This is a genomic window from Candidatus Nitrospira salsa, from assembly GCF_965152625.1.
Map to the genome: position 1 here is coordinate 301,568 of NZ_CBCUCO010000002.1, position 15,106 is coordinate 316,673.

The following is a 15,106-nucleotide window of genomic DNA, read 5'->3' on the forward strand; positions in this document are numbered from 1 at the left end:
TTGATATGAATGCACCATTAAACATTCGAGCGATTGACCTTTTGCTCATCGAAGACAGCCCTGGCGATGTGCTCCTCATCAAGAAGGCGTTGAAAGATGCCAAAGTCTTAAACAATATTCAGGTGGCGAACGATGGCGTTCAAGCGATGGCGGTACTCCGGAAGGAAACACCCTACTTTGACGCTCCGAGGCCTGATTTAATTCTTTTGGATCTGAACATTCCCAAAAAGGACGGGCGTGAGGTCCTCAAAGAAATCAAGCAGACTCCAGACCTCCGCTCCATACCCGTTGTGATTTTGACCACATCGACGGCGGAAGCAGATGTGTTGAAGTCGTATGACCTTCATGCCAATGCCTATATTACCAAACCCATGAACGTCGAGGGATTAATTCAAGCTGTCAAAATGATGGAAGGGTTTTGGTTTTCGATTGTGACATTACCACCGAAATCTGATGGGTAAGGACCCGTTGGATATTGTGTGGGTAGATTTTCGCTCCAGACGACATGATGTATTGATCGAGCATATAAAGTTTGATATGGTTGTCATATTATATACGTCTAGCATTTATTTTTTCCCGCTCCCTTCCTCTTCCATTACTCAGGTTTCATAACAGACCTTTTCAACAAAAACTTGCTCCACTGTTTTCTTGAGCATGATTTAATAGCGTACGAAATCATGGAGGACAGCTTCCTCTTGGTGAACTGGGATCACTGTGCGTGGCTCCCGCCTACAATAAATCCGGCGCAGGTCGAATGGCTCGCTGACGTCATGAGTATAGGGAATGTTCTATGAGTCGTGTCCGTAGCAAAAAACTCAGCGCTGGTCCAGGATTTGAGTTGTTGGATCTCCAGCGTGAAAATGCTGATTTTCGAGCACAGCTTGCTCGTTTCCAGCATGTAGAATCCAAACTCCAAAACACCTTGGAAAATCTAAATATCCATCAAGAGGAACTTCGAACGCAAAATGAATCGCTTCGCCAAACACAAGAAGATCTTGAGGAGTCTCGCCAGCAGTATGTGAATCTCTTTGAATCTGCACCAATTGGCTACTTTATCCTCGATCAACATGGAAACGTGCAGAAGGTAAATAATAAAGGCGCGGAATTATTGGGGTACAGTCGGGACTATCTTATTGGGAACCCCCTTCTTCCGTATTTGACTCAGCCGACCCGACTGCCGTTCTCTGCGCACTTACGCAGCATTTCTGGGGTGGCGACCTCGGCGTCTGCCGAAGTGGAATGTTTGCATAGTAGTGGGCGAGTGGTCCATACCAAAGTTGAAAGTGTCTTAATTGATGAACAACGGGGCATGCGGCGGTTCCAGACCGCGTTGATAGACATCACCGAACGAAAACACGCAGAGGAAATGTTGCTTCGTACGGAACGACGGCTTCGTCAAACACACAAAATGGAAGCCATTGGGACTTTAGCTGGAGGCATTGCGCATGATTTCAACAACATTCTGATGGGGATTCTGGGCTACACGGAAATTGTTCAGGGGAAACTTCCGGCCGCCAGTCCTTTACGATCGAATCTGAGTGAAGTGCTAGTTGCCGGATTTCGAGCCAGAGATCTGGTCAAACAGATTTTGATGTTTAGTCGTCAAGCGGAAACTGAAAAACAGGCGGTGACCATGAATTCGGTGATTCAGGAAGCCCTTCATCTGCTACGAGCCACGTTACCCTCGACGATCCACATCCGTACCTCATTGAAAGCTCAATCAACATGCGTGTACGGCGATCCAACCGAATTGCATCAAGTGCTTATTAATTTGTGTACCAATGCTGAATACGCGATGCGCAAAACTGGGGGAGGCCTAGATATCAACATGCGAGAGGTCGAGGTATCGCTCGAATGGGCAAGACAGCATCCTCCGCTCAAACCTGGGTCCCATCTTTATCTCACCATCTCAGATACAGGATCAGGCATGTCCAGGGAAGTCCAAGAGCGGATTTTTGATCCGTTCTTTACAACCAAAGACATCGGTGAAGGGACCGGGATGGGTTTGGCAATGGTGCATGGCATCATTGCCACCCATAATGGAATGATTCAGGTAGAAAAGACAGGCGTTCACGGCACAACGATTGCGGTCTACCTCCCGATCCATGTCGATGCACCTGTTGAGGTTTTCCAGCCTCTTCCCTCGAAGCCTCGAAAAAACGGGCGTATTCTTTTTGTTGATGATGAGGCGGCATTGGTTCGAATGGGGGAGGAGCTCCTGCAACAATTGGGATACGATGTTGTGGCATGTGGAAGTGGAGCGGAAGCATTGATGATCATTAAGAAGAATCCCGATGACTTCGATACGGTAGTCACTGATCAAACGATGCCCAGGCTTACGGGTGAAGATTTGGCCAAACAGCTGTTGGTGCTCCGGCCTGACCTCCCCATTATCCTTATGACGGGCTTTAGTCATGTCATGACCCCAGACAAGGCGAAGGAAATGGGTATTTTTGCCTATCTTATGAAACCGTTAGTCATTGCTGAACTCGATCATGTGATTCAGGAGGCGTTGTCTGTGGAATAAACATCTTAGAGCATGGAGGCCTCTTCCTCCATTCTCGTGGTGTTCCGCTTCCACATCTGAACTCGATTATTCCTTCAACGCTTTCGCATGGTACCTTGTGAGAAGTGGAGAGGAGCTACACAGTGATCGTGTAGCGCTTTAGACAATCGACATACTACAGTTTTTCGTGAGTGTGGGCCAGTGTACGGAAATTGACGTTGGAATTCCTATGCAAGGAGGATGTTCTATGACCGCAGGAAAAACCACTTCGCAGTTACGAGTGGAAATTCAACGAGCACAGACTGAGATGGAATCGTTACGAGCTCGAGATGCACAACGGGCAACCATCCAGAAGCAGTTAGAAGACACACTGGAAAATTTGACGATTCATCAAGAAGAGTTGCGAGCACAAAATGAAGAATTACGCCAAATGCAGGAAGAACTTGAACGATCGAATCATAAATACTTTGATCTCTTTGAAGGTGCACCTATCGGGTATTTCACTCTCAACTGGCAGAGTATCATTCTTGAGATCAACATTACGGGTGCTGAAATGCTTGGGTTTGATCGCAAGCACCTCACTCAGACTCGGATGTCGCTTCGTGTGAAGCCGGATTACCAAAAGGCGTTTTCCACTCATCTCAAAAAGATATTTTCTGGTGCATTTTCTGACTCCGTTGAACTGGAGTTTGAGCATTTCGATGGGAAACGGTTGTGTGTCATTCTTGAAAGTGTTCCCATGCATGGCCACGGCAAACGAGTCGCCGAATGCCGTACAGCGATGATGGACATGACCAAACGCAAGCAATTGGAAGAGCAACTGCACCATGCGCAAAAATTAGAAAGTCTCGGAGTGTTGGCTGGAGGGATTGCTCATGATTTTAATAATTTGCTGGCTGCAATCTCTTCCCATGCCAGGCTTGGAATTCGAGGGTTGACCACAGAGAGTCAAGCAATCACTCATTTTAAAAAAATTGAGAAAGCGGCATTGAGTGGAGGAGAACTCGCGAATCAAATGTTAGCTTATGCCGGGCGTGAGCCCCTAACGCGTCAACCTGTTAATCTGACCGATCTCATTAAGGAATTAGGACATCTCCTTGAAGACGCTATTTCAAAAGGAACCGTGCTCACCTTTGCCTTAGATGCCAAACTCCCCAGGATTGAAGGTGATCCCTCACAACTCCGACAGATTGTGTTAAATCTAATCACGAATGCTTCTGAGTCCTTCTCCAATGCCAGTGGCAGGATTACCTTGACCACGGGGATGATGGTGGTGGATCGTGCCTATCTATCGCGCTGTCATTTGGCCGCAGATGTGCCTGATGGTGATGTAGTCTATGTGGAGGTGAAAGACAATGGCGTCGGGATTAATCCTGAAATGATGAAGAATATTTTTGATCCATTTTTCACGAGTAAATTTATCGGTCGGGGGTTGGGCCTGGCTTCTTTGGTTGGAATCACGCGGACGCACGGCGGAGCCGTTCATGTCTCAAGCGAGGTTGGGCATGGCAGCACTTTTCGTGTGCTCTTTCCCGTCGCTCAGGATCAAGACATTCTTCCTGCTCCGGAGGTGTCCTCAGAGACCGATGATTCGTGTCGGGGCCATGGTCTCTTTTTGGTCGTCGACGATGAAGAAGAAATTTGTCTGACGACGGAGATGTTCCTTGGGCAGTTGGGGTTTACCGTCTTGACGGCTCGAAATGGCTTTGAAGGCCTGCGGCTATTCGAAGAGCATGCGGAGGATCTGACTGGTGTGCTGTTAGATTTGACCATGCCAGGCCTGAATGGAAAACAAGTCTTAATAGGGATGCGCGAAATATCTACAGATGTGCCTGTCATTCTTTCAAGTGGCTATACGGAAGAGGTCGTGGTGACTGGTTTGAATGAACAACAGCCGATTGATGGATTTATCCAAAAGCCCTATTCACTTGATACCCTTCTTGAAAAAGTGAAAGAAATCCTTGTTTAATGTGCTCGGAGTAGGACTGGGGTCTGTTTAGGAAAAAGGAAAAATTCCCAGGGAACGGTGGGTACGTTAGTGCCCGCCAGCTGACAAGAACTTCTCGTCGTCTTTTTTTCTTCCACAATTCACTCGCCTTCATTATCTGTTTCTCAGAAGTCGAATTGCTCCATTGAGACATCAAGATACCTCATTTTTTTCACTCACGGAGATCTCGATGCCCAGATTGAAAATTCTCAGTACCGTTGAATGTAAAGAATTCGATTCGTCGTCGATCTTCACCGGTGCATAACTTCATGAATTTCCGTTCTCTTTGCCAGGTTGACCTGCAAGGAGGCTAATCGTCGCTCTGCGGAATGGAGAGCAAAGCCTTTGGCACTATTTTGAGCTTCAGAAAATAAATTCATCTTTCTGGCAAAGTAGCTCAACAGTGTGCTTTTCGAGTTGTTCACGGTCCACCGCGTTCAAACGATGAAAGAGCGGCAAAGTTTGAAAGATGCTTGGGTCCGACATGGTGGTAAATGATGGTCAGACAAGCCGCTTCGCAGTTTCGACGATGACGCGTGCACTAATTCCATATCGGTCGAGCAATTCATCAGATTTACCGCTGTGGGGAATTTCTCGAACAGCAAGTTTGTGAAGACGAATGCCTTCGCCTGATAAGGCGCTCAGCACGGCATCGCCCAATCCGCCATGCGCATAGTGATCTTCAACCGTGAGGAATGTGTTCGATGTGGCACGGGCGCAGTCAAGCAGTGTTTCCGTATCAATAGGAACAATACTATAGAGATCGACAATCCGAACATGAATGCCGGCTGCAGCTAATTCGTCATAGGCTTTCAATGCTTCAAATAACGTGACGCCAGCGGCCACAATGGTCAGGCGGTCTTGGTCACTTTGCCGAAGAACTTTCGAGCCTCCAATATGAAAGATATCATCATTGCCGTAGAGGATTGGTGTCTTGGGTCGGCTGGTCCGCATATACACCATGCCGTCATGGGAGGCTGCTGCTTGGACCAAATGATACGCGCAGACGGCATCGGAAGGGTATAAGACCGTCACGCCTGGCTGTACCGACATCATGGCTAAATCTTCGAGCCCCATTTGAGACGGCCCGTCTTCGCCGATGCTGACCCCGGCATGTGACCCCATCAATTTGATATTGGCTTGACTGATGGCTGACATCCGAATGAAATCGTAGGCACGAGTCAGGAAACAAGCAAACGTGGCGGCAAATGGAATCTTCCCGCACGCCGCAAGTCCTGCTGCCGCGCCAACCATATTTTGTTCGGCAATGAAGTTTTCAAAAAACCTTGTCGGAAAGCGTTGTCCAAATTTATCAGTGAAGGTAGAGTTTTTGACGTCGGCATCAAGGGCGACCACTAATGGATTCACTTCGCCTAAATGGACCAGGGCTTCTCCAAACGCTTCACGGGTCGCGACTGACTTTTGAGTATCATATGCCGGAGGCGCGACTGGTAAGATGTTGGCTGGAGTCGTCTCGTGTGAAGTGGGAGCCTGAATGGTCAGAGGACCTTCTTCTGTATTCAAGAGTTTCGAGAGTTCTTGAATGGCTTTTTGGGCATCTTCTTGACTCAGCGGTTTTCCGTGCCAGTTCATTTTATCTTCAGCAAAAGAAATTCCTTTGCCTTTTAGCGTTTTTGCTAAGATGACCGTTGGTCGGTCATGCGTATTCGCGGCTTCTTGAAATGCCTCAAGTAAGGCCGAATGATCATGTCCGTCGACGGGAATGGTATGCCAGCCGAATCCCTTCCATCGTGCTTGGTACGCCTTTAGATTATGTTGGAGTAGAGTCGGGTCGGATTGTCCAAGGCGGTTGATATCGACAATGGCGCATAAGTTGTCGAGTTGTTTGTGCTGAGCAATTTCCGCAGCTTCCCAGACCGATCCTTCCACCGATTCTCCGTCACCCATCAGCACGTACACGCGGGCATCGTTTTGATCAAGAAATTTATGGTTGAGGGCAATTCCGACACCACCACACAATCCTTGGCCGAGCGAACCCGTGGCCATGTCGACAAAGGGCAATCGAGGTGTTGGATGACCTTCTAAATCGGAACTGAGTTTCCGTAAGTTCAAGAGATCGTCGCGTTTGATGAATCCAGCCTCCGCCCATGCGGCATATAGAAGCGGAGCTGCATGTCCCTTCGATAAGATAAATCGATCATTCCCGCGGTCTTTCGGATTGGCGGGATCATAGTGCATGACAGCAAAGAACAGCGTGGCGACAATGTCAGCTGCAGAGCAACAACTGGTCGGGTGACCGCTTCCTGCTTCGGTTGTTCCTTGAATACTATGAATGCGTAATTGAGTGGCGTAATGCTGCAGCGATTGAATTGACTGGCCAGAAGCAGTAGGTGACACGATAGACTCCAATTGTTTGGTGAAATAGAATGGACGTAATAGCCCTCGAATCGACGATAGCGAAACTCGATAACTTCCAGCAAGGGGAAACTCCCTCACGCCGTACATGACCTGTTATAAGTACTGGAAGCATATGGAAACGGCTATAGGATAAGTACGGTAGCAGACGTCTCCCATCCAGTCAATTTGTGGATGATTCGATGAGACCTCTCTTGCCTTTGCCTCAATAAGATAGGCCTTCTTTTAGAGGAAAAGGTAGGTGACCATACAAAATTGAGCAACTCATCAAACGATGGTATTGAGGTATCGTACTAATGTGAAATTAATAGACAAGGAGGAAGGTGAAATGAAAGCGCAGGACTCGCATTTAAGTAGTTTGCAAACTCACGGGGTGGTTGATTGCTGTGTGCGGACCTTGATCGATAGGAGTGCGAAAGGCAGCCTGGTCTTGCTGAGTTGTCTCTGGGTGTTTGGATGCAGCACTCCGGCTGAGACGAAGCCAGATCCTTCCAAAGAGGAGATTCGAAGCGATGCTGATCGATTTTTTGAAAAAATGGAACGGGAAAAACATGGTGAGTAGAAACGCTAGCTCTTATTCGCTATGTGTCTCGAAATGTGATGAAGAGAAGATTGCTATTTTTTGACAGTACTGTGCAAAGCGGCGTAGAGAATTTTTCACGCGCATACCTGATTGTCAGCAGCTGTTAGTCGTATTCATGCCAGGTTGTCAGGTCTGTCTGTCGCGTTCAAGAATTGGTACATGCGTGCGAAGAATTACTGCCCACCTTATGTCTTCGATGCTTTTCTCTGGTCGTAGTTAAGTAGTTCTGTGTAAACCACTCTCCACTCACCTGAGTTTGATAGAATGGCGTCCGTTACAATTGGATTGCCCTCACTCGCAGAGATTATCTATGTCAGATCGATCGTTTCGCACCACACCATTGCCGACTGACCAAATGCCTTCTGGCATTTTTCATCTGGTGGCCAATGAAGGCGCTGAGCGCTTTAGTTTTTACGGCATGCGCGCCATTTTGGTCGTCTTTATGACTGAACTGTTGTTGAGTCAGGATGGCGTTCTTGACGTCATGACCGAGGCTGAGGCACGTGCCCATTTTCATTTATTTACCTCAGCCGTATATTTTTTCCCCTTCCTAGGGGCCTTATTGGCGGATGGGTGGTTGGGGAAATATAATACGATCATTCCCTTGTCTCTCGTGTACTGTGCAGGACATTTTGCGTTGGCGGTCGATCAAACGCGTGTGGGTTTGTTGATTGGGCTCACGCTCATCGCGATTGGCTCGGGTGGGATTAAACCCTGTGTGTCGGCCGTGTTAGGTGATCAATTTGGTGTGCGGAACCGGCACCTCCTCTCCAAAGCCTTTTCCTGGTTTTATTTCTCGATCAACTTTGGCGCGTTTTTTTCCACTTTACTCACGCCGTGGTTGCTCAAGCATTATGGCCCCGATGTCGCTTTTGGTGTACCTGGCCTGCTGATGTTGTTTGCGACGTTGGTCTTTTGGTTAGGTCGCTATAAATATGTTCATGTCCATCCTGATCCTCGCCAGTTTCTTGCGGAATTGAAAAGTGCAGCAGCGTGGCACGCAATCCTCAAACTCTCCGGAATATTTTTGTTTGTTGCGTTTTTTTGGTCACTCTACGATCAGACCTCTTCGGCTTGGGTCCTACAGGCAAAACACATGGACCGGCACTGGCTTGGGATCGATTGGTTGCCGTCTCAGGTCCAAGCCGTCAATCCTGTTCTGATCATGATCTTTATCCCAGTCTTTACCTATGGCATCTATCCCACGATTGACCGGGTTTTTCCACTGACACCATTGAGAAAAATTTCAATAGGGTTTTTTGTAACTATGTTGGCATTTGTGATATCCGCTTCTATTGAGGAGCAGATTGAGTCCGGGCTTCGACCGAATATTGTGTGGCAGCTCTTGGCCTATGTGGTGATGACCGGAGCTGAGGTGATGGTCTCAATTACTTGCTTAGAGTTTTCCTATACTCAAGCACCGCTTAAGCTGAAGTCGGTCATCATGTCTCTGTTTTTGCTCTCTGTGTCCCTGGGGAATGCGTTTACGTCGTCCGTCAACTATTTCATCCAAAACCCTGATGGAACAACATGGCTCAATGGGGCTAGCTACTACTATTTTTTTGCTGGAATTATGTTCGTTGTGGCCATTGTCTTCATCTTTGTCGCAAAACGGTATCATGAGGAGACGCATTTCCATGGAGACGTGTGAGCCATGGCTGAGGCGCGAGAAAACAGAAAAAGTACCGTATCAAACTATCCCCTAAAGACAAGTGTTTTTGTATGTGGATAACCTGTGAGAGGTTTGAAATCTCTTGCCTGGAAAGGATGAAGCCGTTCTGAAAAATATTTTCAATGGAGATAACGAATGATTTTCAAGAATTTCATCATAAGATATGGAAATATTTGAATATTTAAAGATTTAACCTCATGAGGGTTTTGGAAATAAACTGTGTGATGGCGCGTAAATTATTTATGAAAATTTGGTTGATTTTTTGTCTGTGAATTGCTAGGGGATAAGTTTATTAGGATCGAATGCCTAAGTAGTAATCAGGTTGGTGTTTTGGTAGACGGTCGGAGGGGGCGTGAGTACTCGGTTAAGTCGAGTCGTGATTGCTTGTTGAGCCTTTCTAGTCCTGGGTTAAATAGAGAATTTGGTTGACTCGGAAGGCTTCAGCATAATGCTGTGTTTGGATATATTGGGAATGAAAACACCGCCCGTCAAAAATAATTAGTCGGTTGGGTTTCATCTCGATGAGATGAAGGAGTTCCCAATATTCGTTCCCATCATTGATGTATCGATTTTCCTGGCAGGCAAATAACGGGTTGAAAATCATACTATTTTGAAAGTTTTCGTATCCTTCCTGATTATTGAGAAATTCATCACTCAATTCCAATCGGTCTGCGAGGGTGCGAATCTCCTGATCTGGGATTCTGGGCAATCGTTCCAAATTTGTCGGTTTGTGTCGAAACAATCCTGTGCCTCCTGCGCAAGACTCCTGCGGATTGAGCCAAATCATGGCTGTGATGTCTTGATCAATGTGTGGCTGACGTTGTCCAACATTGAGACGATAGCGATTGTTCGTGATTCCAGAAAAGACAACTGGCTGTGGGGTAAATGCTGAACGCAAGGGGGCGTCCCAAAGTTTGCTGATAGTCTGGATGAGTGTTTGAGTATCTCTCTGAGCTGCAGCACGGACGCCTGGAAAATTTCCGATTATTTCAAATTGATTGGTGTAGGGAAGTTCAAGAGCAAAGGTGAGGATTTTCTCAGGATATCGATAAAAATGATCGGCGGTAACGACTTTATGCTTTCCCTGTCCGACGAAATTGACGGTAACGTCAAAATCGGTATTGATCGTAAAGAGGTCGTCATCGATATCCATAAGAGACTTAAGGAAAGCATGACGTGGATAAATTCGATAAGACTTTAAACTTCGAGGGTGAATAATGCCCATATCTTTGGTGCGAGTCAAATCCTGACAAGACAGACAGAGGCAAGGAGAGATCTGGTGGCCATGAGTTATGTCGTCGATAGGCCTTCGTATGAGTCTTGAAGGAAGAGTGAGGGGGTATTGAGGGACACAGTCTCGTTACCCAGAAATTGATGGATTGTTCCTTTTGTGTGCGGGTTTAGCAGGTCTGTAGCAAGCAGAATTACGAGGCCGTCATGACTTGGTCTTACTGGATCTCGCGAATGGCTGCCATTTTGCGAAACTTTTCATCTCGTTCATGTAAGAGCGTCGTTGGTGAGAGCTTGTCGAGTTGCTGAAGGGTTGAATCAATAGTGTGGAGGAGTTGTTGAGCCGTGGTTTCAACATCACGGTGTGCACCTCCCAATGGCTCGGGTATTACCTGATCCACGATGCCAAGCTTCAGAAGTTCAGGAGCCGTCAGTTTCAGCGCTGAGGCGGCTTGAGCAGCTTTTGAGGCATCGTCCCATAGGATCGCAGCACAGCCTTCAGGAGAAATGACGGAATAAATTGAATGCTCCAGGATAAATACTCGGTCCGCAACGCCTAAGGCTAACGCGCCCCCACTTCCACCTTCTCCTGTAATGATGGCGATTATTGGCACATGCAGACGTGCCATGGTCATCAGGTTTCTCGCAATGGCTTCAGCTTGTCCATGTTGCTCCGCATCAATTCCTGGATAGGCGCCGGGCGTATCTATAAAGGTGATAATCGGACGCTGAAACTTTTCAGCCATTTTCATGAGGCGGAGAGCTTTGCGATAGCCTTCAGGATTCGGCATGCCAAAATTTCGTCGCATGCGTTCTTTTAAGGTTTTCCCTTTTTCTTGTCCAATTACCATGACGGGCCGTTCTTTTAGGAGAGCAAATCCCCCTATTATGGCATGGTCATCGCCAAATAAACGATCGCCATGAAGTTCAAGAAATTCTTGAGTCATGCTCTCAAGATAATTTGAGATGGATGGACGTTGGGGGTGCCTGGCAATTTGGCTGTGCTGCCAAGGCGTGAGGTTCCCGAACAGTTCGATCTCCAGTTCGTTCAGCCGAACGGTTTGTTTTTCAATCTGATCCAGCACCGACTGTTTTTGTGAATTTGATTTTCTAAGACGACTAATGCGCTCTTCTAGCTCACGGAGCGGTTTTTCGAAGTCGAGATATTCTCTCACAAGGTTCTCCCTATCATCTGCAGTTAGGCGTGTAAGGTCACAGTAGACTTGCCAAGGATGTGCTCAACCTCTTCCATGAACTCGGCATTGGGGAGTACCCCCACGTTTGGGAGAGGAGAGGTTTGCGCGCGAAGGTGACTCAGCAACGAGAAGTGAATCGAGACAGAGACCGGGCCCGGATGACGTTGGAAAATGCTTTGAAGATGATCTAGGCTGGTATCTTTCGTGACCGTTTCATCAATAGTAAGGGTCAAGGACTTAATTTTTCGAGACAGGAGTTCCTGGATTGGCTGAATGGCGGTGGCTTTGACCCGGGTGCCACTGTCCATTTGATCAACGGTTCCCGTGATCTGAATAATCGCCTCAGGCACCATATGCTCACCACTGTTTTTATAGAGTTCGGGAAAGACGATAATTTCAACGGTGCCGTGAAGATCTTCAAGCTGGAGATAGGCCATCGGATCTCCGCGTTTTGTCGTATGGTTCTTGATCGAAGAAACGACGCCACACAATTTGACATCTTTTCCCTCTCGAACCTCTGAAAGGGTGGCGGTTGTGCCGGTTGAAAATTGTTGAATGGCGGCCGCATGACGATTGAGTGGATGGGCGGTGATATAAAACCCGGTCAATTCTCGTTCGTTTTTCAATAATTCCGGTTGCGACCATTCACTGAGATTCGGCAGGGTAAATTCCAATGGCGTCGGTGAGTCCGATGACGTGTCTTCTTCCATCACTTCAAAAAGGCTGGTCTGACCATGACGTTTTCGACGTTGAACGGTATTCGCTTCCTCCAGCGCATTCTCTAAAATAGCCATGAGTTGGGAGCGGATGAGTTTCATGGAATCAAATGCCCCGACTTTGATCAGTCCTTCAACGACCCGCTTATTGACCTTCTGTAAATCAATTTGGCAGCAAAAGTCATAAAACGATCGAAATTCGCCGTTTTCTTCGCGTGTGACCAATATACTTTCGACCGCCCCGCCCCCCACATTCTTAATCGCCGCCAACCCAAATCGTATACCGTCGGGGACCACGGAAAAGTCTTTCCCACTTTGATTGACATCCGGTGGAAGAATTTTGAGCCCGCGCTCACGACATTCAGTGAAATAGCCCACCATTTTATCGGTATTGCCCATTTCAGTGGTTAATAAGGCCGCCATAAATTCGGTGGGGTGATGAGTTTTTAAGTAGGCCGTTTGATACGTCACTAAGGCATAAGCGGCTGAGTGTGACTTGTTAAAGCCGTAGCCCGCAAAAAAGGCCATTTGGTCAAAAAGCTTTTCGGCTTTTTTCTCTGGAATATGTTTGTGTTTGGCCCCTTCGATAAATAAGGCCTTTTGCTTGGCCATTTCCTCATGTTTTTTCTTACCCATGGCTCGCCGGAGAAGGTCGGCTTGACCCAGGCTGAACCCGGCTAATTGGTTGGCAACGGCCATGACTTGCTCTTGATAGACGATCACGCCATAGGTTTCTTTCAAGATGGATTCGAGTTGTGGCGGATCGTAGATGGTTTTTGAGGGGTCTCGCTTTCGTTTGATGAAGTCATCGACCATTCCGCTTTCCAGTGGTCCAGGGCGGTAGAGCGCAAGAATGGCGATTAGGTCTTCAAAGGTTTCCGGTTTGATCTTGACGAGCAGGTTCCGCATTCCTGAACTTTCAAGCTGGAAAATGCCGGTGGTTTTCCCCGTCGCGAGCATAGCATAGGTTTGCGAGTCCGTGAGCGATATATGATTAATGTCCAGGTGGGTATCTTCGGGTTTATTGGCATTGATGAGGAGCACGGCACGATGAATCATCGTGAGTGTTTTGAGCCCAAGAAAATCAAACTTGACCAGCCCAACTTTTTCCACATCGGTCATGGTGTATTGGGTGACGATTTCGTCATTGCTGGTTTTGTACAGCGGCACATGCTCGATTAACGGCTTTTGAGAAATGACCACCCCGGCGGCATGCGTCGAGGCATGCCGGGCAAGCCCTTCCAAGGACTGAGCCGTATCCATGAGGTCTTTCATTCTTGGGTCACTTTCGATGAGCTCTTCGAGTCGCGGTTCTTGAGTCAGGGCATCTTGCAACGTGATGTTCAATTGAGTAGGAACAAGTTTAGCCACTCGATCGACTTCGGCATACGGAATGTCCATGACACGTCCGACGTCACGGATAGCCGCTTTGGCGCCTAATGTTCCAAAGGTGATGATTTGACAGACGTGTTCTTCTCCATATTTCTCGATGACGTAATTGATGACTTCTCCGCGACGGTCCATGCAGAAGTCCATGTCGATATCCGGCATCGTGACACGTTCGGGGTTTAAGAATCGTTCAAAGAGAAGATTGTAGGAAAGCGGGTCTAAATCGGTAATTCGCAGTGCGTAGGCGACAAGACTTCCGGCAGCTGAGCCTCGTCCAGGCCCAACCGGAATCCCGCGTGAACGGGCAAAGTTGATGATGTCCCACACGACCAAAAAATATCCGGCATAGCCCATCGACGTTAAAATTTCGAGTTCGGCATTGAGTCGTAATTCATAGGCTTCACTGGAAATGCCCGTTGGGCGTTCACGAAGTCTGGCGGCAAGTCCCTCTTCTGTGAGTGTTTTGAGGTAACTTTCACGAGTTTGTCCGTCTGGCACAGGATAATGCGGGAGATAGGTTTCACCAAATGAAAGTTTGAGATCGCAGAGTTCTGCGACTTGGCAGGTATTCAAGACCGCCGAAGGAAGTTCGGAAAAATCCGCCACCATCTCTTCTGTTGATTTGACATAGAGTTGATCGGTATCAAACTTCATTCGAGACGGGTCTTTGAGAGTTTTGCCCGTTTGTAGGCAGAGCATGATTTCATGTGGACGGGCATCGCGTTTTTTGAGGTAGTGACAATCATTAGTGCCGACTAACGGAATGCCAAGTTTCTTATGAATATCAACAAGGCCGCGGTTGGCGATGACTTGATGATCAAGTCCATTAGCTTGCACTTCTAAGTAATAGTGATCTTTGCCAAAAATCGAACGATATTCATCAGCCACACGAAGGGCTTCGTCCATATTATTCTGACCAATTAAGTAGGGAATCTCACCGCTTAAACAACCTGATAACGCAATGATGCCTTCATGATGGTCTGCCAATAATTCCTTGTCCATCCTGGGTTTATAATAGAAGCCTTCGAGGTAGGCTTTACTGGAAAGCTTCATCAGATTTTGGTAGCCGGTGAGGTTTGTGGCAAGAAGGATCAGGTGGTAGTAGTCGTTATGGGCCAGGTGACCATCTCGCTTTTGTCGTCGACTGCCCGGGGCCATATACGCTTCACAGCCGATAATGGGTTTCACTCCATGATTTTGGCCTTTTTGAAAGAAATCAATGGCGCCAAACATATTGCCGTGGTCGGTCATGGCGACGGCCGGCATACCATATTCACTGACTTGTTTAAAGAGGGGATCGAGTTGGTTTGCGCCGTCTAGCAGGCTATATTGGGTATGGAGATGGAGATGAACAAATTCGGAGGCCACGCAACAGTCCCTTCGCAAGGAAATTTTTTAACAAGGGTCTCAGGGGAAGTCAATGAACCTGGAATTGTATCATTGATTCATGT

The 15,106-nt window shown here is 47.5% G+C and carries 9 protein-coding genes; 5 read left to right on the forward strand and 4 right to left on the reverse strand.

The window, feature by feature from the left end:
- The first annotated feature begins 5 nt into the window (after positions 1-5).
- The 3 genes from ACWQXP_RS03190 to ACWQXP_RS03200 all read left to right on the forward strand — a co-directional run bounded on the left by ACWQXP_RS03190 (position 6) and on the right by ACWQXP_RS03200 (position 4,475).
- Complete coding sequence (locus ACWQXP_RS03190; RefSeq protein WP_454061394.1) at positions 6-461, forward strand: response regulator; 456 nt, start codon at positions 6-8, stop codon at positions 459-461.
- Positions 462-790: 329 nt separating this feature from the next.
- Complete coding sequence (locus ACWQXP_RS03195) at positions 791-2,527, forward strand: ATP-binding protein (RefSeq protein ID WP_454061395.1); 1,737 nt, start codon at positions 791-793, stop codon at positions 2,525-2,527.
- Between the two features lie 226 nt (positions 2,528-2,753).
- Complete coding sequence (locus ACWQXP_RS03200) at positions 2,754-4,475, forward strand: ATP-binding protein (protein ID WP_454061396.1); 1,722 nt, start codon at positions 2,754-2,756, stop codon at positions 4,473-4,475.
- Between the two features lie 519 nt (positions 4,476-4,994).
- Here the strand turns inward: ACWQXP_RS03200 and ACWQXP_RS03205 are convergent.
- Positions 4,995-6,851, reverse strand: coding sequence for a transketolase (locus ACWQXP_RS03205; protein WP_454061397.1), 1,857 nt, complete (start codon positions 6,849-6,851; stop codon positions 4,995-4,997).
- A gap of 346 nt (positions 6,852-7,197) precedes the next feature.
- On the opposite strand from ACWQXP_RS03205, the gene ACWQXP_RS03210 reads away from it, so the two are divergent.
- A complete protein-coding gene (locus tag ACWQXP_RS03210; RefSeq protein ID WP_454061398.1) occupies positions 7,198-7,431 on the forward strand; it encodes a hypothetical protein in 234 nt (77 codons plus the stop codon).
- A 331-nt stretch (positions 7,432-7,762) separates the two neighbouring features.
- Positions 7,763-9,103 (forward strand): POT family MFS transporter, encoded by a 1,341-nt coding sequence (locus ACWQXP_RS03215; protein ID WP_454061399.1) that lies wholly within the window; start codon positions 7,763-7,765, stop codon positions 9,101-9,103.
- Between the two features lie 418 nt (positions 9,104-9,521).
- Here ACWQXP_RS03215 and ACWQXP_RS03220 read toward each other — a convergent pair whose 3' ends face one another.
- From ACWQXP_RS03220 to ACWQXP_RS03230, 3 genes are all read right to left on the reverse strand, one after another.
- A complete protein-coding gene (locus ACWQXP_RS03220; protein WP_454061400.1) occupies positions 9,522-10,277 on the reverse strand; it encodes a DUF6445 family protein in 756 nt (251 codons plus the stop codon).
- A 295-nt stretch (positions 10,278-10,572) separates the two neighbouring features.
- Positions 10,573-11,529: an acetyl-CoA carboxylase carboxyltransferase subunit alpha gene (locus tag ACWQXP_RS03225; RefSeq protein WP_454061401.1), complete on the reverse strand. Its 957-nt coding sequence runs from the start codon at positions 11,527-11,529 to the stop codon at positions 10,573-10,575.
- A 23-nt stretch (positions 11,530-11,552) separates the two neighbouring features.
- Positions 11,553-15,023 (reverse strand): DNA polymerase III subunit alpha, encoded by a 3,471-nt coding sequence (locus tag ACWQXP_RS03230; protein WP_454061402.1) that lies wholly within the window; start codon positions 15,021-15,023, stop codon positions 11,553-11,555.
- Positions 15,024-15,106: the final 83 nt, after the last annotated feature.

Bases quoted from the DNA above. Each gene is read 5' to 3' on its own strand.
- ACWQXP_RS03200 (WP_454061396.1), top strand. From the start codon at position 2,754: ATGACCGCAGGAAAAACCACTTCGCAGTTACGAGTGGAAATTCAACGA.
- ACWQXP_RS03215 (WP_454061399.1), top strand. From the start codon at position 7,763: ATGTCAGATCGATCGTTTCGCACCACACCATTGCCGACTGACCAAATG.
- ACWQXP_RS03190 (WP_454061394.1), top strand. From the start codon at position 6: ATGAATGCACCATTAAACATTCGAGCGATTGACCTTTTGCTCATCGAA.
- ACWQXP_RS03195 (WP_454061395.1), top strand. From the start codon at position 791: ATGAGTCGTGTCCGTAGCAAAAAACTCAGCGCTGGTCCAGGATTTGAG.
- ACWQXP_RS03210 (WP_454061398.1), top strand. From the start codon at position 7,198: ATGAAAGCGCAGGACTCGCATTTAAGTAGTTTGCAAACTCACGGGGTG.
- ACWQXP_RS03220 (WP_454061400.1), bottom strand. From the start codon at position 10,277: ATGGATATCGATGACGACCTCTTTACGATCAATACCGATTTTGACGTT.